The 21064-nt window shown below is 70.2% G+C and carries 17 protein-coding genes; 11 read left to right on the plus strand and 6 right to left on the minus strand.

Annotated features, from left to right (window positions below):
- Positions 1 to 3: 3 nt before the first annotated feature.
- Positions 4 to 1707 carry a serine/threonine-protein kinase gene (locus ACFY1H_RS13580; RefSeq protein ID WP_366575943.1) on the minus strand — a complete coding sequence of 568 codons (1704 nt, stop codon included), beginning with the start codon at positions 1705 to 1707 and terminating at the stop codon, positions 4 to 6.
- Positions 1708 to 1916: 209 nt separating this feature from the next.
- Between ACFY1H_RS13580 and ACFY1H_RS13585 the strand changes: the two genes are divergently transcribed.
- From ACFY1H_RS13585 to ACFY1H_RS13605, 5 genes are all read left to right on the plus strand, one after another.
- On the plus strand, positions 1917 to 3782 hold the full coding sequence (locus tag ACFY1H_RS13585; RefSeq protein ID WP_386946555.1) for a methylmalonyl-CoA mutase family protein: 1866 nt from the start codon (positions 1917 to 1919) through the stop codon (positions 3780 to 3782).
- Entirely contained in the window at positions 3779 to 5947 is a 2169-nt protein-coding gene (gene scpA / locus ACFY1H_RS13590; protein ID WP_386946557.1) for a methylmalonyl-CoA mutase, read from the plus strand. Before ACFY1H_RS13585 ends, scpA begins: the two co-directional genes overlap by 4 nt.
- Before the next feature lie 3 nt (positions 5948 to 5950).
- Entirely contained in the window at positions 5951 to 6946 is a 996-nt protein-coding gene (gene meaB, locus ACFY1H_RS13595; RefSeq protein ID WP_366575465.1) for a methylmalonyl Co-A mutase-associated GTPase MeaB, read from the plus strand.
- Between the two features lie 1045 nt (positions 6947 to 7991).
- Positions 7992 to 8306, plus strand: coding sequence for a hypothetical protein (locus ACFY1H_RS13600; RefSeq protein ID WP_386946559.1), 315 nt, complete (start codon positions 7992 to 7994; stop codon positions 8304 to 8306).
- Positions 8307 to 8499: 193 nt separating this feature from the next.
- Positions 8500 to 9801, plus strand: a complete 1302-nt coding sequence (locus ACFY1H_RS13605) for an amidohydrolase (protein ID WP_386946561.1) — start codon at positions 8500 to 8502, stop codon at positions 9799 to 9801.
- Between the two features lie 1071 nt (positions 9802 to 10872).
- On the opposite strand, the gene ACFY1H_RS13610 is transcribed toward ACFY1H_RS13605, so the two are convergent.
- Positions 10873 to 11325, minus strand: a complete 453-nt coding sequence (locus ACFY1H_RS13610; RefSeq protein ID WP_285970451.1) for a gamma-glutamylcyclotransferase — start codon at positions 11323 to 11325, stop codon at positions 10873 to 10875.
- A gap of 130 nt (positions 11326 to 11455) precedes the next feature.
- Between ACFY1H_RS13610 and ACFY1H_RS13615 the strand changes: the two genes are divergently transcribed.
- Positions 11456 to 12859 (plus strand): NAD(P)H-quinone dehydrogenase, encoded by a 1404-nt coding sequence (locus ACFY1H_RS13615; protein ID WP_386946564.1) that lies wholly within the window; start codon positions 11456 to 11458, stop codon positions 12857 to 12859.
- Positions 12860 to 13000: 141 nt separating this feature from the next.
- Entirely contained in the window at positions 13001 to 13438 is a 438-nt protein-coding gene (locus tag ACFY1H_RS13620) for a hypothetical protein (RefSeq protein WP_386946566.1), read from the plus strand.
- Positions 13439 to 13651: 213 nt separating this feature from the next.
- On the opposite strand, the gene ACFY1H_RS13625 is transcribed toward ACFY1H_RS13620, so the two are convergent.
- Positions 13652 to 13963, minus strand: a complete 312-nt coding sequence (locus ACFY1H_RS13625; RefSeq protein ID WP_366575456.1) for a hypothetical protein — start codon at positions 13961 to 13963, stop codon at positions 13652 to 13654.
- On the opposite strand from ACFY1H_RS13625, the gene ACFY1H_RS13630 reads away from it, so the two are divergent.
- The 3 genes from ACFY1H_RS13630 to ACFY1H_RS13640 all read left to right on the plus strand — a co-directional run bounded on the left by ACFY1H_RS13630 (position 13956) and on the right by ACFY1H_RS13640 (position 15910).
- Positions 13956 to 14321, plus strand: a complete 366-nt coding sequence (locus ACFY1H_RS13630) for a hypothetical protein (protein ID WP_386946568.1) — start codon at positions 13956 to 13958, stop codon at positions 14319 to 14321. The genes ACFY1H_RS13625 and ACFY1H_RS13630 overlap by 8 nt on opposite strands.
- A gap of 100 nt (positions 14322 to 14421) precedes the next feature.
- Positions 14422 to 15021, plus strand: a complete 600-nt coding sequence (locus ACFY1H_RS13635) for a class F sortase (RefSeq protein WP_366575452.1) — start codon at positions 14422 to 14424, stop codon at positions 15019 to 15021.
- A gap of 94 nt (positions 15022 to 15115) precedes the next feature.
- On the plus strand, positions 15116 to 15910 hold the full coding sequence (locus ACFY1H_RS13640) for a VOC family protein (protein ID WP_366575451.1): 795 nt from the start codon (positions 15116 to 15118) through the stop codon (positions 15908 to 15910).
- 89 nt (positions 15911 to 15999) lie between these two features.
- Here the strand turns inward: ACFY1H_RS13640 and glpK are convergent, their stop codons facing one another.
- On the minus strand, positions 16000 to 17505 hold the full coding sequence (glpK, locus tag ACFY1H_RS13645; protein WP_366575449.1) for a glycerol kinase GlpK: 1506 nt from the start codon (positions 17503 to 17505) through the stop codon (positions 16000 to 16002).
- 49 nt (positions 17506 to 17554) lie between these two features.
- The gene (locus ACFY1H_RS13650; RefSeq protein ID WP_366575447.1) at positions 17555 to 18505 is read right to left on the minus strand and encodes an MIP/aquaporin family protein; all 951 of its coding nucleotides are present in this window, start codon (positions 18503 to 18505) and stop codon (positions 17555 to 17557) included.
- A 154-nt stretch (positions 18506 to 18659) separates the two neighbouring features.
- Between ACFY1H_RS13650 and ACFY1H_RS13655 the strand changes: the two genes are divergently transcribed.
- On the plus strand, positions 18660 to 20372 hold the full coding sequence (locus tag ACFY1H_RS13655; protein WP_366575445.1) for a glycerol-3-phosphate dehydrogenase/oxidase: 1713 nt from the start codon (positions 18660 to 18662) through the stop codon (positions 20370 to 20372).
- Positions 20373 to 20449: 77 nt separating this feature from the next.
- On the opposite strand, the gene ACFY1H_RS13660 is transcribed toward ACFY1H_RS13655, so the two are convergent.
- Positions 20450 to 20980: a GNAT family N-acetyltransferase gene (locus ACFY1H_RS13660; RefSeq protein ID WP_364053326.1), complete on the minus strand. Its 531-nt coding sequence runs from the start codon at positions 20978 to 20980 to the stop codon at positions 20450 to 20452.
- Between the last annotated feature and the right edge of the window lie 84 nt (positions 20981 to 21064).

Consider the following 21064-nt stretch of genomic DNA (forward strand, 5'->3'; position numbering starts at 1 on the left):
GCCCTACTGCTCGGCCGGGAACGACAGCGTCGGCTCGATCTTGTCCCACGTGGTGACGCCGTCGGGCTCGATCTCCGACGGCACCGTGAGCGACACGGCCCACAGCGCGTCACCTGAAGACTTCAGCACCGCGAAGGTCGTACGGGTGACCGAGGAGTCGGCGCCGCTCTGCCCGGAGCGGCCGCGCTCCGCGGTGCGGTAGACCATCTCGGTTCCCGTCGCTGTCTTGGCTTCCTTGACGAGGGCGAACGCGCCGGCGTCGGTCCCGGCCCGCACGCTCGCCTCGTAGTCCGAGACATCGTGCTTCTTGAAAAAGTTCGGGAAGCGCTCGATGCGCAGCGACTCGCGCCCGTCCGGCGAGACGTACTGCACCACCGTGGACGAGCCGACGATGTTCGACGTCCGTGCGGCGATGAAGCGCAGCCAGCCTTCCGGCACCGAGACGACGTACGCAGTGTCGCGCGAGACGTTGGCCGTTTCGCTCGCGTTGCCGCGCTGCTCCACCAGCTTCACGTCCTGCGGCGGCGCGGTCGTGCTCGGCGCCCCGGCGGAGGCCGCGCTGCCGGCCGGCGGGATCAGCGACTGCCCGCTGATCAACCGGGCCAGCGCGAATCCGCCGACACCGGCGATGAGGAACAGCACCACCACCGCCACCGCCAGCAACGCCGACGCCCGCGGACTGCGGCGCGGCGAGACAGAAGCAACCGGAGCCGCGACAGCAGGTGCCGGGCCCTGACGCAGGAACGGCAACGGGCCCGGGTCCGCCGCCAGCGCGCCACTGGCCTCCGACTTCTTGTCGGTCGGTGCCACCGTCTCCAGCACCTGCGTGTCGGTCGCGTCGAGCTGCGCCGAGGTCTTCTTCCCGTCCGGCGTGCGGAACAACTCCGGGCCGAACAGGTCCAGCGCTGTCTTGCCCTGCAACGGGTACAGGCGGTGGCGCACCTCGCGCAGCGAGATCCGCTTCTCCGGCTCCTTTTTCATCAACGCGGCGATCACGTCGGCCAGCGGGCCCGGCTTCGGCTTGGGCACCGAGCCGTTCACGACCTTGCCGACTGTCTCCAGTGGATCGCCGTCCGCGTCGTACGGCGGCGCACCCTCGACCGCGGCGAACAGCGTCGCGCCCAGGCCCCACAGGTCGGCCGCCGGCGTGACCGCGCCCCCCGACGCGACCTCCGGCGCGATGTACGCGGGCGAGCCGAGCATGATCCCGGTGCGCGTCATCGTGGCTTCGGAAACGTTGCGCGCGATGCCGAAGTCGGTGAGCTTGATCCGCCCGTCGCCGGCCACGAGGACGTTGCCCGGCTTCACGTCGCGGTGCGTGATGCCCGCGTCGTGCGCCGCTTCGAGCGCGGCGGCTACGGCGATGCCGACGGCGGCCGCCTGCTCGACGCTCAACGGCCCGTGGTCGCGCAGGATGTGCGCGAGGCTGCGCGAAGGCAGCAGCTCCATGACCACGAACGGTTCGTTGTTGTCGCGCGCGACGTCGTGAAGGATGATCACGTTCGGGTGGGACAGCACCGCGATCGCGCGCGCCTCGCGCAGCGTCCGCTCCCGCAGCTCGTCCGCCTGCGACGCCGGCACGCCCGGCGGCAGCTTCATCTCCTTGACGGCCACCGGCCGGTGGAGGAACTCGTCGTAGGCCGACCACACCGTGCCCATCGACCCCGAACCGAGCACGGATCGCAGCCGGTAGCGCCCGGCGACCACACGGGACTGCGGCTCGGCGGCACCCGACTCTGCTGGGGTCGGCTCTTCCTTCGAGGAGGACACCCCCTGATTGTGTCGTAAGGCACCGACACTCTTCGACCCAGTGTGCAAGACCTGCCCACCCGTGTTCCGCGGATACCCCTGAACACTCTGGTGGGGCGACTAGAGTCACAGGTGCCGGCACTGGCGTGCCTCTACCATCACTGGGTATGACGAACGTGGCTGGGCCGGAGTCGGTGCCGATCTCCGAACCCGAGCTCGCGCTGGCGGCCGAGTTTCCGGCCGCCGACCGGGCCCGGTGGCAGGAACTCGTGGCGGGAGTGCTGCGCAAGAGCGGCCGCCTGCCGGAGGACTTCGCGGGGGCGCCGGAGAGCAAACTCGTCACCCACACGTACGACGGCATCGACATCCAGCCGCTGTACACGCGCGAAGACGCCGTCGGTGAGCCCGGCTACCCGGGGCTGCCGCCGTTCGTCCGCGGCACGCGGCCCGAAGGCGTGATCGGCACCGGGTGGGACGTGCGCGTGCGCCACCTGCGGGCCGACGCGAAGGCCACCAACACCGCGATCCTCGCCGACCTCGAAGGCGGCGCCACGTCCGTGTGGCTGCGCGTCGGCGGCGAAGCGCTCCCGCTCGACGCGCTGGCCGACGCGCTCAACGAGGTCTACCTCGACCTCGCGCCCGTGGTCCTCGACGCCGGCGCCGAGTACGCCGCCGCGGCCGAAGCGCTGCTGGACGTGTTGGCCGAGCGCGAAATTCCGCCCAGTGAGGCGATCGCCGTGCTCGGCGCGGACCCGATCGGCGTCGGCGCGCGCACGGGTGAAGCGCTGCCCGTCGCCCCGGCCGCCGAGCTGGGCGCGCGCGTCGCGGCGAAGTACCCGAAGGTGCGCACGCTCGTGGCCGACGGCCTGCCGTTCCACGAGGCCGGCGGTTCCGACGCGCAGGAGCTGGGCGCGACGATCGCCGTCGGCGTCGCCTACCTGCGGGCGCTGACCGAAGCCGGTCTGGACGTCTCCGCCGCGGCCGCACAGCTGGAGTTCCGCCTGGCCGCCACGGCCGACCAGTTCCTCACCATCGCCAAGTTCCGCGCCGCGCGCCGGCTGTGGGACCGCGTGCTCGAAGTTTCGGGCGCGCCCGCCGCTGCGCGTGGTATGCACCAGCACGCCGTGACCTCGCCCGCGATGCTGACGCAGCGCGACCCGTGGGTGAACATGCTGCGCACCACCGTCGCGTGCTTCGCCGCGGGCGTCGGCGGTGCGGACGCCGTGACCGTGCTGCCGTTCGACTCGGCGATCGGCCTGCCCGACGCGTTCTCCGCGCGCATCGCCCGCAACACCAACGCGGTGCTGCTGGAGGAGTCGAAGCTGGGCAGCGTGATCGACCCGGCCGGTGGTTCCTGGTACGTCGAGCAGCTCACCGACGAGCTGGCCAAAGCCGCGTGGGCCGAGTTCACCGCGATCGAAGGCGCGGGCGGCGTCGAGGCCGAGCTGGCCTCGGGCGCGCTGGCCGGGCGCCTGGCCACGACGTGGGAGAAGCGCGCGAAGCGCCTGGCCACGCGCCGCGACCCGATCACCGGCGTGAGCGAGTTCCCCAACTTGGATGAGAAACCCGTGACCAGGGAAGCGGTCGGCTCCACTGTGGACGGTGGCCTGCCGCGGCACCGCTACGCCGAAGCGTTCGAGCGGCTGCGCGACGCGTCGGACGCGTACCTGGCCGCGCACGGGGAACGGCCGAAGGTCTTCCTCGCCACGCTCGGCCCCGTCGCCGCGCACACCACACGTGCCGGGTTCGCCGCGAACCTGTTCCAGGCCGGCGGCATCGAGGCTGTGAACCCGGGCGCCACCGACGATCTGCCCGCCGCGTTCCGGGAAAGCGGGGCGCGCATCGCGTGCCTCTGCGGCACCGACGCCGCGTACGAAGAGCAGGCGGCCGACGTCGCCGCGTCGCTCGGCGCCGAGACGGTGTTGCTCGCGGGCAAGGCGAGCTACCCGGGCGTGAGCGGCAACGTCTTCGCCGGCTGCGACGCGCTCGAAGTCCTGACCGGCATCCACGCCAAGCTGGGAGTGTCCGCATGAGCATCCCGAACTTCGCCGACGTCCCGCTCGGCACACCCGAGCCGGGAGACCGCGCCGCGTGGGCGCAGGCCGTGCAGGACGCCACCGGCAAGGGCGCCGACGCGCTGGCCTGGGAGACGCCCGAGGGCATCGGCGTGAAGCCGGTGTACACGGCCGAGGATCTGTCCGATGTGGACTTCCTGGGCACGTACCCCGGCATCGCGCCGTTCCTGCGCGGGCCGTACCCCACGATGTACGTGAACCAGCCGTGGACGATCCGGCAGTACGCCGGGTTCTCCACCGCGCAGGAGTCCAACGCGTTCTACCGCCGCAACCTCGCGGCCGGGCAGAAGGGCCTGTCGGTCGCCTTCGACCTGGCCACCCACCGTGGCTACGACTCCGACCACCCGCGCGTGTCCGGCGACGTCGGCATGGCGGGCGTGGCGATCGACTCGATCTACGACATGCGCCAGCTCTTCGACGGCATTCCGCTGGACAAGATGTCGGTGTCCATGACGATGAACGGCGCCGTGCTGCCGGTGCTCGCGCTCTACGTGGTCGCGGCCGAGGAGCAGGGGGTGAAGCCGGAGCAGCTCGCGGGGACGATCCAGAACGACATCCTCAAGGAGTTCATGGTCCGCAACACCTACATCTACCCGCCGCAGCCCTCGATGCGGGTCATCTCCGACATCTTCGCGTTCACCTCGCAGAACATGCCGAAGTACAACTCGATCTCGATCTCCGGCTACCACATGCAGGAGGCCGGGGCGACCGCCGACCTGGAGCTGGCGTACACGCTGGCCGACGGCGTCGAGTACATCCGCGCCGGCGTCGACGCGGGGCTGGACGTGGACAAGTTCGCGCCGCGGCTGTCGTTCTTCTGGGCGATCGGCATGAACTTCTTCATGGAGGTCGCGAAGCTGCGGGCGGCGCGGCTGTTGTGGGCGAAGCTGGTGAAGCAGTTCGACCCTCGCTCGGAGAAGTCGCTTTCGCTGCGCACGCACTCGCAGACGTCGGGCTGGTCGCTGACCGCGCAGGACGTCTACAACAACGTCGCGCGCACCTGCGTCGAGGCGATGGCCGCGACCCAGGGCCACACGCAGTCGCTGCACACCAACGCCCTCGACGAGGCGCTTGCGCTGCCCACCGACTTCTCCGCGCGCATCGCCCGCAACACGCAGCTGCTGCTGCAGCAGGAGTCGGGCACCACGCGGGTGATCGACCCGTGGGGCGGCAGCGCGTTCGTGGAGAAGCTGACCTACGACCTCGCGCGCAAGGCGTGGGGCCACATCACGGAGGTCGAGAGCGCGGGCGGCATGGCGCGCGCGATCGACGAGGGCATCCCGAAGCTGCGCATCGAGGAGGCCGCCGCCCGCACGCAGGCGCGCATCGACTCCGGCCGGCAGCCCGTGATCGGCGTGAACAAGTACCAGGTCACCGACGACATCGACATCGACGTGCTGAAGGTCGACAACGCCGGCGTGCGCACGCAGCAGCTGGAGAAGTTGCGGCGGCTGCGAGCCGAGCGTGACTCCGCTGCCACGGAAGACGCGTTGCGGCGGCTGACCGAGGGCGCGCAGAACGGCGGGAACCTGCTCGCGCTGGCCATCGACGCGGCGCGGGCGAAGGCGACCGTCGGCGAGATCTCCGACGCGCTGGAGAAGATCTGGGGCCGCCACTCCGGGCAGATCCGCACGATCTCCGGTGTGTACCGGGAAGAGGTGGGGAAGTCGGACAACGTCGAGAAGGCCCGTGCGCTGGTCGAGAAGTTCGCCGAGGACGAGGGGCGCCGGCCGCGCATCCTGATCGCGAAGATGGGCCAGGACGGCCACGACCGCGGCCAGAAGGTGATTGCCACCGGCTTTGCCGACCTCGGCTTCGACGTCGACGTCGGCCCGCTGTTCTCCACGCCCGGCGAGGTCGCGCGGCAGGCTTCGGAGGCGGACGTGCACGTGATCGGCGTGTCTTCGCTGGCCGCCGGGCACCTGTCGCTGGTGCCGGCGCTGCGGCACGAGCTGGCGGAGCTGGGGCGTTCGGACATCATGGTCGTCGTGGGTGGCGTCATCCCGCCGCAGGACTACGACGAGTTGCGTGCCGCCGGTGCCGCCGCCATCTTCGGGCCGGGCACGGTCATCGCCGACGCGGCGATCGGCCTGCTGGAGCAGCTCGCGCACCAGGAGTCCTGAGCCTTGCCGCGCAGGATCGACGTCGCCGCCTACGCGAAGGGCGTGCTCGCGGGCGACCGCGGCACCCTGTCCAAGGCGATCACGCTGGTCGAGTCGCACCGGGCGGACCACCGGGCCCAGGCGCAGGAGCTGCTCGTCGAGCTGCTGCCACACGCCGGCGGCGCCCAGCGAGTCGGCATCACGGGCGTTCCCGGTGTCGGCAAGTCGACTTTCATCGACCAGCTGGGCACCGACCTCACGGCGGCCGGCCACCGCGTCGCCGTGCTGGCCGTCGACCCGTCGTCCACCCGCACGGGGGGCTCGATCCTCGGTGACAAGACCCGGATGTCCCGCTTGGCCGTGGATCCCCGGGCCTTCATCCGGCCGTCGCCGACCTCGGGAACTCTGGGCGGGGTCGCGCGGGCGACTCGCGAGACGATCGTGCTGATGGAGGCCGCGGGCTTCGACGTGGTGCTGGTGGAGACCGTCGGCGTCGGCCAGTCCGAGGTCGCAGTCGCCAACATGGTCGACTCCTTCCTGTTCCTGACTCTGGCCCGCACGGGCGACCAGCTGCAGGGCATCAAGAAGGGCGTGCTCGAACTGGCGGACGTCATCGCCGTGAACAAGGCCGACGGCCCGCACGCGCGCGACGCCGCCCGCGCCGCCCGGGAGCTGTCCGGCGCCCTGCGGATGATCTACGGCAAGGACGCCCCGTGGACGCCGCCGGTGCTCACCTGCAGCGCCCTGGAGGGCTCGGGCCTCGACGAGGTCTGGGCGACCATCGGCCGGCACCGCTCGCTGATGCAGGAATCGGGCGAGCTCGCCGACCGCCGCCGCCAACAACAGGTCGACTGGACTTGGTCGATGGTCCGCGAGCAGTTGCTGGACCGCCTGACCTCGCACCCTTCGGTGCGCGCCCAGGTCGCCGACGTCGAACGCGCCGTCCGCGCCGGCGAACTCACGGCGACACTGGCGGCGGACCGGATCTTGACGGCGTTCGGGGAACCGACGGACGGCTGAGCTGGGTTTTGTGCCGGGGCGGGCCCGCTCGACAGACAGCCCCTCGTGTTGCCGGCTGTTCGACGGCGATCTCGCTGGCGGCAGGGGGTTTCCCTGGTGTCGTCTGGCTGCGGTGCTCAGTTGATCGTCGAGACCGGCCGACTTGGCGCGGCCGCAATCGCCCGCTGTGCCTCCGCGGGTCGATCCCCGATTCCGAATCCCCGATGGTGATCCGCTCGGCCAAGCTCCGGGCGGGCACCACCGGCTTGGCAACCCGCGCAGCTGCTGCCGCCGCAACTTTTCGCCGTCCGAAGGCTCGCTAGTTGAACCTCACCGGCCCCGCCAGACAGCCCCCGCCCTCCCTTGGGGGGCGTCCCCATCCCAGTCTATCGGCCCCTGACCTCGGAAAACTGCCGAAACGAAATCTGTGGACAACTCCGCCCGCCGCGAGCGCCTTGTGGATGAATGCGGAGTAACAAGGCGACACTTCGTAGACGGTGGAGCCACCTTTGCCAACTCCGTAGATGGTTGTGAGGCCACCGCCCGCCAACCCTGCGGAGGGCGGAGCCAACACCGCCAACTTCGCAGGCGATTGCGGAGTCGCCGCCCGCCCAACTGCCGACGGAGCCATCACCGCCAACTCCGCAGCCGATTGCGGAGCCATCGGCCGCCAACCCAGCTGACGGGGGAGCGGCCACCGCCAATGTCGTAGTCGTTTGCGCAGTCACCGCCCGGAAACTCAGCTGCCAGCGGAGCCACCACCCACCAACCCCGACGGACGGCTGACCCACCACCCACCAACCCCCGTTCGAGACACCGACGCAGTGAAACGCCCACCAGACCCACCCTCGGTGGACCAACGGCCCCGTTCGGCTGACGAACGGTCCCCCGAAGTGACTTTGGTCTGACCTCACGACCGCTCCACGCTCCGTGACGACCGGTCACCGTGTGGAGGTGCGGTCGGCGGGCGGTGTCGCGGGCTGAGCGGAGGGGCTCCACCGCGTGGCGGCTGACGTCGCGGGCGTTCGGCGGGCAGAATGCGACGCAGTGCCGTAGAAGGGATGTCATGGCGAAGGTGCGGGGACTGCTGCTGGTCGGCCTGCTGGGCGCGTTGTTCTACTGCGCGGCTCCGGCGGAGGCGGCCGTCGTCGTGGCGCCGGCTCAGGCTCACGTGCAGGTGCCGGCGCGGACGGCGGCACCTGCGGAAGCGGTGTTCCCGGCCCCGCAGCAGGCGGCGCCGGGCCCGGTGCTCGACCCGACGCAGACCGACAAGGCCAACGCGCAGAAGACGCGGAACAAGCTGATCGCGGGCGGGATCGCCGTCGTGCTGCTCGCGATCGTGTTCTTCGGGCGGCGGAAGCGCAAGAAGGGCAACGGCTGAACGGGCCCGTTCACCCAGACCGAATTTCGTCGGGCCGTTCAACGCAGATCCGGTACCGGCCGTCTCGGCTCCCCCGCCGCGGCGAGCGGCTTGCCACCTGCATGGTGCACGATCATCTGCAAATGCGTACGACAGATCGAACGGCACGGTGCGGGTCCCCAGGCACCACCCGTGTTGCGGGAGGAGGTGCGGCGTGACTGTGCTTGATTCACGTCCGGACGTTCCAGGTGATTCCGAGGGTCGCATGGCCAACCCGATCGAGGCGCCCACCGCGCTGATCACCGAAGCCGGCGTCAGCATGGCACCTGTGGAGGATCTCGGTGCGGGTCGCGGCCCGTTCTGGCTGGACGACTGGCTGCGGGCCAACGTCACCGACGTGCTCGCGTGGCGCCGCCACATTCATGCCCACCCGGAGCTGTCGCGGCACGAGTTCGCGACGACCGAGCTGGTCGTGTCGCTGCTGCGCGCCGTCGGTCTCAAGCCGTGGGTGCTGCCCGGCGGCACCGGCGTGGTGTGCGACATCGGCCAGGGCGAACGCTGCGTCGCGCTCCGGGCCGACATGGACGCGCTGCCGCTGACGGAGGACACGGGCCTCCCGTACGCCTCCACCACGGAGGGCGCGGCCCACATGTGCGGGCACGACGCCCACACCGCCATCCTGCTGGGCGCGGCCCGCGCGCTGGCCGGCGCGCCCGAGCTGCCCGGCCGTGTGCGCCTGATCTTCCAGGCCGCCGAGGAGGTCATGCCCGGCGGCGCGCTGGACATGATCGCGGCGGGTGCGCTCGAAGGCGTCGAACGGATCTACGGCCTGCACTGCGACCCGCGGTTGGAAGTCGGCAAGATCGGCACCCGCGTGGGCGCGCTGACCTCGGCCGCCGACCTGATCGAGCTGCGCCTGACCTCGCCCGGCGGCCACACGTCGCGGCCGCACCTCACCGCGGACCTCGTGTACGCGCTGGGCACGGTCATCACGTCGCTGCCGTCGGTGCTGTCCCGCCGCGTCGACCCGCGCTCGGGCACGGTGCTCGTGTGGGGCGCGGTGCACGCCGGCCAGGCCGCCAACGCGGTCCCGCAGGACGGCGTGCTGCGCGGCACCCTGCGCACGGCCGACCACGAGGTGTGGACGGCGCTCGAACCGCTCGTCGCGTCGTCCGTGGAGTCGCTGCTCGCGCCCACCGGCGTCGGCTTCTCGCTCGACTACCGCCGCGGCGTGCCCCCGGTCGTCTCCGACCCGGAGTCCACGGCGCTGCTGCGCGCGGGCGTCGAAGCCGCCCTCGGCGAACAGGGCCTGGCCGGCACGGAGCAGTCCTCCGGCGGCGAGGACTTCGGCTGGTACCTCGAGCACGTCCAGGGTGCCTTCGCCCGCCTCGGCGTGTGGCCCGGCCCACCCGCGCCCCAAGCCGACATCCACCGCCCCACCTTCACCCTCGACGAGCGGGCGCTGATGGTCGGTGTCCGCACACTGGTTCACACGGCGCTGGCCACCCTGGCCTGAGGTTCGGGCCGCGGTTGGCCCCGGCCATGAGGTCGGCCCGCCCCGTCGGGACGGGCCGACGGGGTCGCGGGAAGGGCGAGCGCGGCGCTGCGGTTGACGTCCGCACGCTGGTCCACGAGGTGCCGTCCGCTTTGGCCCGAGGTTCGGGCCGGCGCTGGCCTCTGGCCGAGAGGTCAGCTTGCCCCGTCGGGGCGGGTCGGCGGGCGCTGCGGTTGACGTCCGCATGCTCGACCACGAGGTGCCGGCCGCTTTGTCCTGAGGTTCGGGCTGTGGTTGGCCCGGCCGCGACGGCGGCCTGTCCCGTCGGGCCGGGTCGGTGGGTCGCGGGAGGGGCGAGCGGGCGCTGAGGTTGGCGTCGGCACGTTGGTCCACACGGCGCTGGCCGCTCTGGCCTGAGGTTCGGGTTGGCCCGGCGGCGCGGTCGGCCTTACCCGTCGGGGCGGGGTCGCGGCCGACAGGCGAGGTGCTGCGGCGAGCGGGTCGCTGAGGTTGACGTGCGAACGCTTGTCCACACGGATCTGGCCTGAGGTTCGGGCGCCGGCTGCGGTTGGCGCGGCCACGAGATCGGCGGGGTCGGGCGTGTCCGCGGCCGAGGAGCGAGGCATCCTCGGCGAGCGGGCGCCGATGGTCGGTGTCCGAACGCCGGTCCGCCCACCGCAGGCCGCGCTGGCCTGAGTTATCCACAGGCTCACCCGCTTGAGTTATCCACAGCTCGGCCGAGCTGTGGATAACTCAAGCGGGTGGTTTTTGCCTCTACGCAAAGCCCTGTGGACACCTATTTCACCCGGTCTCGTGAACGCTCAGCACGCCGCCACCCGGCCTATTCACCGCGGGTGATCGCCAGTCGCCGCAGCACTTCCGCGAAAGTGCTTGAAACTAGCGTTTTTACTTACCCCCCAACAGATCCACGCCACCTATAAGCACGTTCGACAACACATGCGACGGCCGCAAAACAAAGCGTCGCAAGCGGAAAACGTGAAGAGGTGTCAGGGCTTTACCGGCTGATGGTGAACACTGTTCATGATGCCCAGGTCAGCGCGTGAATCCGCCGAGTTGTCCACAGGGCTGTGGTCAGCCGGTGATCCCGGAGCACGGCCGGGTGCGCAGGTCATCCACATAGTCCGCGGGGGCTCCGGCGGCCTCGGCGGCGTCGGCGAGCACGCCCAGGTAGCGGGCGGACGGGAGGCCGCCTTCGTAGGCGTCGAGCACGTACAGCCAGGCGAGCACCGAGCCGTCCATGGTCTGGACGCGGAGGCGGATCTTGTTGTGCATGCCGAGCTCGCCGCCTTCCCAGCGGTCGAGGCCGGCCTCGTCGAGAGAGGTCACGTCGTAGAGCACCACGAAGACGCGGGAGGCCGGGTCCTCGACGATGGTGGCCAGCGCGCCTTCCCAGCCGAGGTCCTCGCCCCCGAAGGTCAGCCGCCAGCCCTCCAGCCAGCCGGTGCCGGCCATCGGTGCGTGCGGGGCGCGCTCCAGCATCTGGGCGGGCTCCATGTTCGATCCGTAAGCGGCATACAACGGCACGGGCGACAGCCTAGCGACCCGCCCCGCGCACAAGCGGATGCACATGCCGTGTCCGGCCACTTCGCTGGTCGCGGACCCCTCCGCGTAACGTTGGGACCACCGGCCACACGCGTATCGAGGAGGACCTCAGGTGACCAGGATCGTGATCATGGGCGGGGGCCCGGCGGGTTACGAAGCCGCCTTGGTCGCCGCCCAGCACGGCGCCGACGTGACGATCGTCGAGCGTGACGGCCTGGGCGGCGCTTGTGTCCTCTACGACTGCGTTCCGTCGAAGACGTTCATCGCGTCCTCCGGCGCGCTGGCGAAGATGCACGACCTCGGTGAGCTGGGCATCAACACCGACCTGGCCGACACGAGCGTCGACCTGCCGACCGTCCACGGCCGGGTGAAGGGCCTCGCGCTCGCGCAGTCGGCCGACATCCGCGCCCGCGTGCAGCGCGAGGGCGTGCGGGTGGTCAACGGCACCGCCCGCTTCTGTGACGAGGAGCCGGGCCTGGCGACGCACAAGGTCGCCGTGACCCACGCCGACGGCACCACGGAGGCGCTGCAGGCCGACGTCGTCCTCATCTCCACCGGCGCCACCCCGCGCGTGCTGCCCGGTGCCGTGCCCGACGGCGAGCGCATCCTCGACTGGCGCCAGCTCTACGACCTCACCGAGCTGCCCGAGCACCTCGCCGTGATCGGTTCGGGTGTCACCGGCGCCGAGTTCGCGTCGGCCTACACCGAGATGGGCGTGAAGGTCACCGTGGTGTCCAGCCGCGACCGCGTGCTGCCCCACGAAGACGCCGACGCCGCCGCGGTGCTCGAAGAAGTCTTCTCGCAGCGCGGCACCACCGTCGCGAAGCACGCGCGCGCCGAGCGCGTGGAGCGCACGGAGAAGGGCGTGGAGGTCCACCTGGCCGACGGCCGCGTGATCGAGGCCAGCCACGCGCTGATGACCGTCGGGTCCATTCCGAACACCGCCGACATCGGCCTCGACCGCGTGGGCATCGAGCCCGGCCCCGGCGGCTTCATCACCGTCGACCGCGTTTCGCGCACCAGCGTCCCCGGTATCTACGCCGCCGGCGACTGCACCGGCTTGCTGATGCTCGCGTCGGTCGCGAGCATGCAGGGCCGCATTGCGATGTGGCACGCGCTGGGCGAGGGCGTCGCGCCGATCAAGCTGAAGACCGTGGCCGCCAACGTGTTCACGCACCCGGAGATCGCGACGGTCGGCATCAGCCAGCACGCCATCGACTCCGGCGAGGTGCCGGCGCGCACGATCATGCTGCCGCTGGCCACCAACGCGCGCGCCAAGATGGAAGGTCTGCGCCGCGGTTTCGTGAAGCTCTTCTGCCGCCCCGCCACGGGTGTGGTGGTCGGCGGTGTGGTCGTGGCGCCGTCGGCGAGCGAGCTGATCCTGCCGATCGCGCTGGCCGTGCAGAACCAGCTGACGGTGGACCACCTGGCCCTGACGTTCTCGGTGTACCCGTCGCTGTCGGGTTCGATCACCGAAGCCGGGCGCCAGCTGATGCGCCACGACGATCTCGACTGATCTCGACTGATCCGGTACGAAGGTTTTTCCGTTCCCGCGCAACCCCACGTGGCTCGCCGCGTCTTGTGCGGTGACAGGCTGATGTGACGACGCACGACAAGGGGTCAGCGGGTGCGCAAGAGGGCGGTTTTCGTTGCGGCGATGGCGATCGGGACGATCGCCGTGGCCGGCCAGGCAGTGGCGGCGACCGGAAGGCCCGCGCTCGCCGCAGCGCCCGCACCGGCCGTGACCGTGCAGCTGAACCAGGACACGGCGGCCCTGCACGGGCTGGTGAACCACTTCCAGCGCGGCGAGTCCAACGTCGCCCTCGCCGACTGCCCCGGCGCCAAGGCCGGCTCGACCACGTTCAGCTCACCAGTGCTGAAGTTCGCGAACTACGACTTCGGTCCCTTCATCGGCGTCAACGCGACCGTCTCGGCCGACGCCGACCTCGTGTCCGGCACCGCCGCCGGCGACTACCCGCTCACGGTGGCGTGCGGCGGAAAGACCTACAGCGCCACGTTCACCGTGCCGGCCGCCCAGGTGGCGACAGTTCCGGAAGGCGCCGCGAAGGCGGGCGACGGAAGCCTCGCCGAATAACGCAGCCAGACCCACGAAAAAGCCGCCGGGAACCATTTCCGGCGGCTTTTTCGTGTGCTTCGAACCCAGTTCCCGATGTGCCCGAATCGTTACCCTGATTGACAACCCGGTGCAGGTCAGAGACGTCTTCATGGTGTCGGAGGAGCACACCCGTGCGGCAGGGGGAACTGCGCACGCGGGGTTGCAGAATCCGCTGTTCTCCGTTGCGAAAAATCATTTGAGGGGAAATTCCATGAAACGCATTGCGGTAATTTCGTCGATTGTCGCGGCCGGCTTCCTCCTGGCGGCGCCGGCCTTCGCGGCCGAAGCCACCACGCCGACCACGCCGACCACGCCGGAGCAGCCGACGTCGAGCACACCGGTCCCGCCCACCTCGGACAAGCCCACGCCACCGACGGGCGACCACAAGCCGCCCAAGCCGTCGGTGTCGGTCCTGCCGCGCGCGGCCAGAGCCGGTGACTCGGTCACGGCGCGCGTGGTGTGCACGCCGAAGACGACCATGACGCTGTCTTCGTCGGTGATCACGTTCGGGAAGCTCGAAGCCGTCGGGACCGAGGCGGACCTCGACACCGCGACCGTCTACCAGACACTCGCGGACGTGAACAAGAACGCGAAGCCGGGCACCTACACCGTCACGTTCCTGTGCGGCAAGGCGAAGCTCACGGAGAGCTTCAAGGTCCTGCCGGCCAAGGACGCCGTGGCGACCCCGCCGACGACGCCGAAGCAGGTCACCAAGGTGCCGGTGGGGGCGCCGCAGACCGGTGGCACCGACGGTCCCGTCGACGACTCGTCCTCCGGGCTCGCCGTGGCCGCGGGCGCGATGGGCGTGCTCGCCGTCGGCGGCGCGGGCATGGTGCTGGCGCGGCGGCGCTCGCGCGGCTGACGAATCCCGGTCGCCGGAGGGGAGTCGCGGCCCCTCCGGCGACCGCGCTCGGTCACCTGGTTGGGTGCTCAGTGCGCCCTCGGGACCCGAAGGGGGAGACATGTTCAGGAAGAGTTTCGCCGCAGTGGCTCTGGCCGCGCTGGCCGTGCTGGGTGGCTGCGCCGCCCCGTCCGCTTCGTCCCCGCCGCCGGTGGGGCATTCCCTGACGCCGCCGGCACCCGAGACGTCCGTGGTGCTGCCGAAGTCCAGACCGGTGTCGTTGGACATCCCGAAGATCGACGCGCACTCCACGCTCGTCCCGCTTGGGCTCAACGCCGACAACACCGTGCAGGTCCCGCCGGTGAGCACGCCGTTGCAGGCGGGCTGGTACGAGTACTCGCCGACGCCGGGGGAGCGCGGGCCGGCGGTGGTGCTCGGGCACGTGGACGGCAACAAACACGAGGGGATCTTCTTCCACCTCAAGGAAATGGCCCCCGGGGACCAGGTGTCGATCAAGCGCGAAGACGGCAGCACGGCGCACTTCGAAGTGACCAAGGTGGACCAGGTGCCGAAAGATGTGTTCCCGAGCGACGCGGTGTACGGCGACACTCCCGACGCGCAGCTGCGGCTCATCACGTGCGGCGGCGCGTTCGACCGCGCGGCGCACAACTACGAGGACAACGTGATCGTCTACGCGCGACTCGTCGCCGACGGTCACTGATCGCTGCTCGTTCGTGATGGTTCGGGTTTTTGTCGGTCGCCGGTGCAAGACTGTGGCCGCAGACACAATCCGCAACGGATCATGGGGAGTGCAGATGTTGTTCCGCGACGAACGCTGGCCCGACGGCACGCCGTGCTGGGTCGACCTGATGGTGCCCGACAGAACCGCCGCCGCGACGTTCTACCAAAGCCTGCTGGGCTGGGACGTGCAGTTCGGCGGTGCCGAAACCGGCTACTACGGCATGGCGCAGCTCGCCGGCCGTCCGGTCGCCGGGGTGGGGGAGATCCCGGCCGAGCAAGCCGGCATGCCGGCCGCGTGGACCACTTACCTGGCCGTGTCCGATGTGGACAAGACGGTGGCCGCCATCACCGAGGCCGGCGGCCACGTCGTCGCCCCGCCGATGGACGTGATGACCCAGGGCCGCATGGCGATCGCGACGGACTCGACGGGTTCGGTGTTCGGCCTCTGGCAGGCCGGTCAGCACAAGGGCACGGAGGTCACGCTCGCGCCGGGCGCGCTCGCGTGGAACGAGAACATGTCCCGCGACTTCGCCGCCGCCAAGACGTTCTACGGCAACGTCTTCGGGTATTCGTTCAACGACATCTCCAACGACGAGTTCACCTACGCCACCCTCGACATCGACGGCCGCCCGGCCGGCGGCCTCGGCCAGGCGAACGGCGACTACGAACCGGGCTGGATGACCTACTTCTGGTCGGCCGACGTCGACGCCGCGGCGGCCAAGATCCCCGAGCTGGGCGGCACCGTGACCGAGAACCCGGTGGACACGCCGTTCGGGCGGATGCTCATGGCCAAGGACAACCAGGGCGCGTCCTTCCAGCTCATGGCGCCCAACGAGCAGTCCGGGACCCAAGAGGGCTGGGGCGCCTGACCCGGACGACGCCGCACAGCCGTTTCCACGAACGCGAACGGCCCCCGCCCGAACCCGGACGGGGGCCGTTCGCCGGCCGAAGCAGCGGGTCAGTCGACCCAGTCGAACGTCTTCGTCACGGCCTTCTTCCAGTTGCGGTACTCCGACTCGCGGCGCGACTCGTCCATCGACGGGTCCCACTGCTTGTCCTGCGCCCAGTTCGTGCGGATGTCGTCCTCCGACGCCCAGAACCCGACGGCCAGCCCGGCCGCGTAGGCCGCGCCCAGCGCGGTGGTCTCGGCCACCACCGGCCGGATCACGGGCACGCCGAGGATGTCGGCCTGGAACTGCATGAGCAGCTCGTTCACGACCATGCCGCCGTCGACCTTCAGCGACTTCAGCGGCACGCCGGAGTCGGCGTTCATCGCGTCGATGACCTCACGCGACTGAAACGCGGTCGCCTCGAGCACGGCTCGCGCGAGGTGACCCTTGTTGACGAACCGCGTGAGGCCGACGATCGCGCCGCGCGCGTCCGAGCGCCAGTACGGCGCGAACAGACCCGAAAACGCCGGCACGAAATACGCGCCGCCGTTGTCCTCCACCGTGCGGGCGTGCTCCTCGATCTCGGCGGCCGAAGCGATCATGCCCAGGTTGTCGCGCAGCCACTGCACCAGCGAACCGGTGACGGCGATCGAACCCTCGAGTGCGTAGACCGTGTCGTTGGAGCCGATCTTGTAGCAGACCGTGGTGAGCAGGCCGTTGTCCGACATGACTTTTTCAGTGCCGGTGTTGAGCAGCACGAAGTTGCCGGTGCCGTAGGTGTTCTTGGCCTCGCCGGGCGACAGGCACGCCTGGCCGAACGTCGCGGCCTGCTGGTCGCCCAGGATCCCGGCGATCGGCACACCCGCGAGCGCGCCCTTTTCGCGGACCTTGCCGTATTCCTCCGAGGACGAGCGGATCTCCGGCAGCATCGAGAGCGGAATGCCCATCTCAGCGGCGATGTCCGCGTCCCACTGCAGCGTCTCGAGGTCCATCAACAGCGTGCGAGACGCGTTGGTCGGGTCGGTGACGTGGATGCCGCCGTCGACGCCGCCCGTCATGTTCCACAGCACCCAGGTGTCCATGTTGCCGAAGATCAGGTCACCGGCCTCGGCTTTCGCGCGGGCGCCGTCGACGTTGTCGAGGATCCACTTGACCTTCGGGCCGGAGAAGTACGTCGCCAGCGGGAGGCCGACCTTCTGGCGATAGCGTTCCTGGCCGCCGCCCAGCGCGCCGAGCTCGCCGACGATCTTGTCCGTGCGCGTGTCCTGCCAGACGATCGCGTTGTACACCGGCTTGCCGGTGGTCCGGTCCCACACCAGCGCGGTCTCGCGCTGGTTGGTGATGCCGACGGCGGCGATGTCCTTCGAGGTCAGGTCCGCCTTGGCGAGCGCGCCCGCGGCGACGGCGCGCGTGTTCTCCCAGATCTCCTCGGCGTTGTGCTCGACCCAGCCGGCCTTCGGGAAGATCTGCTCGTGCTCGCGCTGGTCGACGGCGACCACCCGTCCGGAGTGGTCGAAGATCATGCAGCGAGTCGACGTGGTGCCCTGGTCGATCGCGGCTACGTACGAAGTCATCGTTGCTCCCTCGCTCTGGCGAGATCCGTCGGAACGGCGATCTTGTCGGTCATTCGGCGGCCGTCCGCTGGCCTTCCGCCGATTGGTCGGCCGGGACCCGTCCCGGCTCAGGCAGGAACTCACCGGGAGCCTTCTCCCGCGCCGTGAGGACCTGGCCGATGAGCAGGTCGTAGATCAGGATGCCGACCAAACCACCGACGAGTGGCCCGACGATCGGGATCCACCAGTAGTTGCTGAACCAGTCACCGTTGCCGGGGAACGCCTTGTTCCCCCACCCTTCGAACAAGGTCAGCAGCCTCGGTCCGAAGTCACGCGCCGGGTTGATCGCGTAACCGGCGTTCGTGCCGTACGACAGCCCGATCCCTACGACTACGAAGCCGATCAGGGCCGGCCCCAGGTTGCTCTCGGGGGCGTTGTTCCGGTTGTCGATCAACGCCGCGATGATCCCGACGAGGATCGCAGTGCCGACGATCTGGTCGAGCAGCGGTCCCCACACCCCGCCGCCGAAGTACTTGGCCGGGAAAGTCGCGAAGATCGAGAACGTGCCCAATGAGTCCGGTCGCGACAGTGGTGGGTTTTGCGCTGCGTTGAAGGCGTCGATGGCGTCGTGGTAGACGGCGTAGACCACTGCGGCGCCGGCCAGCGCGCCGAGTACCTGGGCCAACCAGAATGGCGCCACCTTGGCCCAGGCGAACTTCCGCCGCACGGCGAAGGCCAGAGTCACCGCCGGGTTGAGGTGCGCGCCGCTGACGCCGGCTGTCATGTAGACCGCGAACATCACCGCGAAGCCCCAGCCGAACGCGATGATCAGCCAGTTGGACGCACCGAAATCGACCGATTGCCGGCCGGATCCGGGGAGACCGACCACGGCGACCGCGACCGAGCCACAGCCGAGCAGGATGATGACGGCTGTCCCGAGAAACTCGGCGAGCATTTCGCCGCCAATGTTCGAGCGTAGTCGGCTCCAAGCGTTTGACCTCTGAGAGTTTTGCTCGCTCATCGCTTCCCCTCTCAATTCGACGCCTCCTTGCGTCGAGACCTACCATGCTGCTCTGCCTCGCCGGAACGGACAAGTTTCCGGTTGGGCGGAACGCTCGGTCCTCGTGCGATGCTGGGAGTGTGTACAACCGTAAGTTGCAAGGAGGGCAGGCGCTGTGACGGAAGCGAAGCTGGGACCGGCGGCGCGTGAGGAGTCCTGGCAGCGCCTCGGCAAGGAGACCTTCGACCTGGTCGTGATCGGCGGTGGGGTCGTGGGTGCCGGGACAGCACTCGACGCGGCGACGCGCGGCCTGCGCGTGGCCCTCGTAGAGGCCCGTGACCTGGCATCCGGCACGTCCAGCCGGTCGAGCAAGCTCTTCCATGGTGGCCTGCGCTACCTGGAACAGCTGGAGTTCGGATTGGTCCGCGAAGCGCTCCACGAGCGCGAGCTGATGCTGACCAAGCTGGCCCCGCACCTGGTCAAGCCGGTGAGCTTCCTGTACCCGCTGACCCACCGCGGGTGGGAGCGGCCGTACACCGCCGCGGGCCTGTTGATGTACGACACGATGGGCGGTGCGCGGTCCGTTCCGGGGCAGAAGCACCTCACCCGCGCGGGTGCTTTGCGGATGGTTCCTGCGTTGAAAAGGTCGGCCTTGATCGGTGGCATCCGCTACTACGACGCGCAGTCCGACGACGCCCGCCACACCATGACCGTCGCCCGCACCGCCGCGCACTACGGCGCCGTGGTGCGCACGTCGACCCAGGTGGTGGGTTTTCTGCGCGAAGCCGACCGCATCTCGGGCGTGCGGGTGCGGGACGTCGAGGACGGGCGTGAAACGGAGATCCAGGCCGGCGCGGTCATCAACTGCACCGGTGTCTGGACCGACGAGCTGCAGCGCCTCTCGGGCGGGCGCGGGCGGTTCCGCGTGCGCGCGAGCAAGGGCGTGCACATCGTGGTGCCGCGCGACCGGATCGTCTCGGAGTCGGGGCTGATCCTGCGCACTGAAAAATCTGTCCTGTTCGTCATCCCGTGGCGCAACCACTGGATCGTCGGGACCACGGACACCGACTGGCACCTCGACCTGGCGCACCCCGCGGCCACGAAGCACGACATCGACTACATCCTCGACCACGTGAACACGGTGCTGGCCACACCGCTCACGCACGACGACATCGAGGGTGTGTACGCCGGCCTCCGTCCGCTGCTGGCGGGCGAAAGCGAGGAGACGTCGAAGCTCTCGCGTGAGCACGCCGTCGCGCGCGTCGCGCCGGGCCTGGTCGCCATCGCCGGTGGCAAGTACACGACGTACCGCGTGATGGCGGCCGACGCCGTCGACGCGGCCGTGGTGGACCTGCCGGGCCGGCCGCCGTCGTCCATCACGGACCAGGTGCCGCTCGTCGGTGCCGACGGCTACCACGCGCTCGTGAACCAGGCCGACCACCTGGCCGCGCAGCACGGCCTGCACCCGTACCGCGTGCGGCACCTGCTCGACCGCTACGGCTCGCTGGTCCACGAGGTGCTCGCGCTGGCCGACGGCCGTCCGGAGCTGCTCAAGCCGATCGACTCCGCGCCCGACTACCTGGGTGTCGAGGTCGTCTACGCCGCCAGCCACGAAGGCGCGCTGCACCTGGAAGACGTGCTCGCGCGACGCACCCGCATCTCCATCGAGTACGCCCACCGCGGCGCCGACTGCGCCGACCAGGTCGCGCGCCTCGTCGGCGAGGTGCTGGGCTGGTCCGCGGAGACGATCAAGCGCGAGGTCGACGTCTACACGGCCCGCGTGCAGGCCGAACGCGAATCGCAGTCGCAGCCGACGGACGAGTCGGCGGACGCGCTTCGCGCCGCGGCGCCGGAGGCTCGGTCGGGCATCATCGAGCCGGTGAGCTGAGGTTCCGTCGTTGCCGTGGAGGGCACCACGAGGTGCCCTCCACGGCGATTCACCGTCGCTGAATTTTCACCGCTGGTTCAGGCCTTGCGAATCCACCTGATCAACGGCTCGCCGGTCGGCGCCGGCGTCCGCTCCGGCCCCACGTACGTGAACCCGCACTTCGCGGCGACCGACGCCGACACGACGTTGCTCTCCTCGTGCCGGTAGCTGATCTCCTGCAGCCCGAGCCCGCCGAAGCCGTAGCGGAGGGCCGCGCTGAGCGCCGTGCTCGCCACGCCCTTGCCGCGCTCCGTGGGATGCGTCCAGACGGACGCTTCGGCCGTGTCGAACGTCAGGTCCAGGTCCCGCAACCCGACCTCCCCGAGCAGCCGCCCGGTCGTCGGCTCCGCGACCGCCCACGAGCACCGCTCGTCGCACGACCACTGCGCCGTGCGCAGCGCGATGTACTCGGTGGCTTCGTCGAGCGTTCGCAGCCGGTAGTTCAGCACGTACCGCCGGTGCTCGGGATCGGCGAACGCCTCCATCAGCGCGGCCCGGTCGTCGAGGTGCCGGTCCGCCCGCAGCTGGCGCAGGTAGTACGCGCCCGCGTTGATCTCCACGGGTTCCACGTCACGAGGGTAACCAGAGTCGGGTGCTCAGCGCTTCCGCATGACGGGTGCGCCACTCTGGTCGAGCGGCCGATTGGACGCGAT

The organism is Amycolatopsis sp. NPDC001319, from assembly GCF_042896185.1.
Lineage (GTDB): Bacteria > Actinomycetota > Actinomycetes > Mycobacteriales > Pseudonocardiaceae > Amycolatopsis.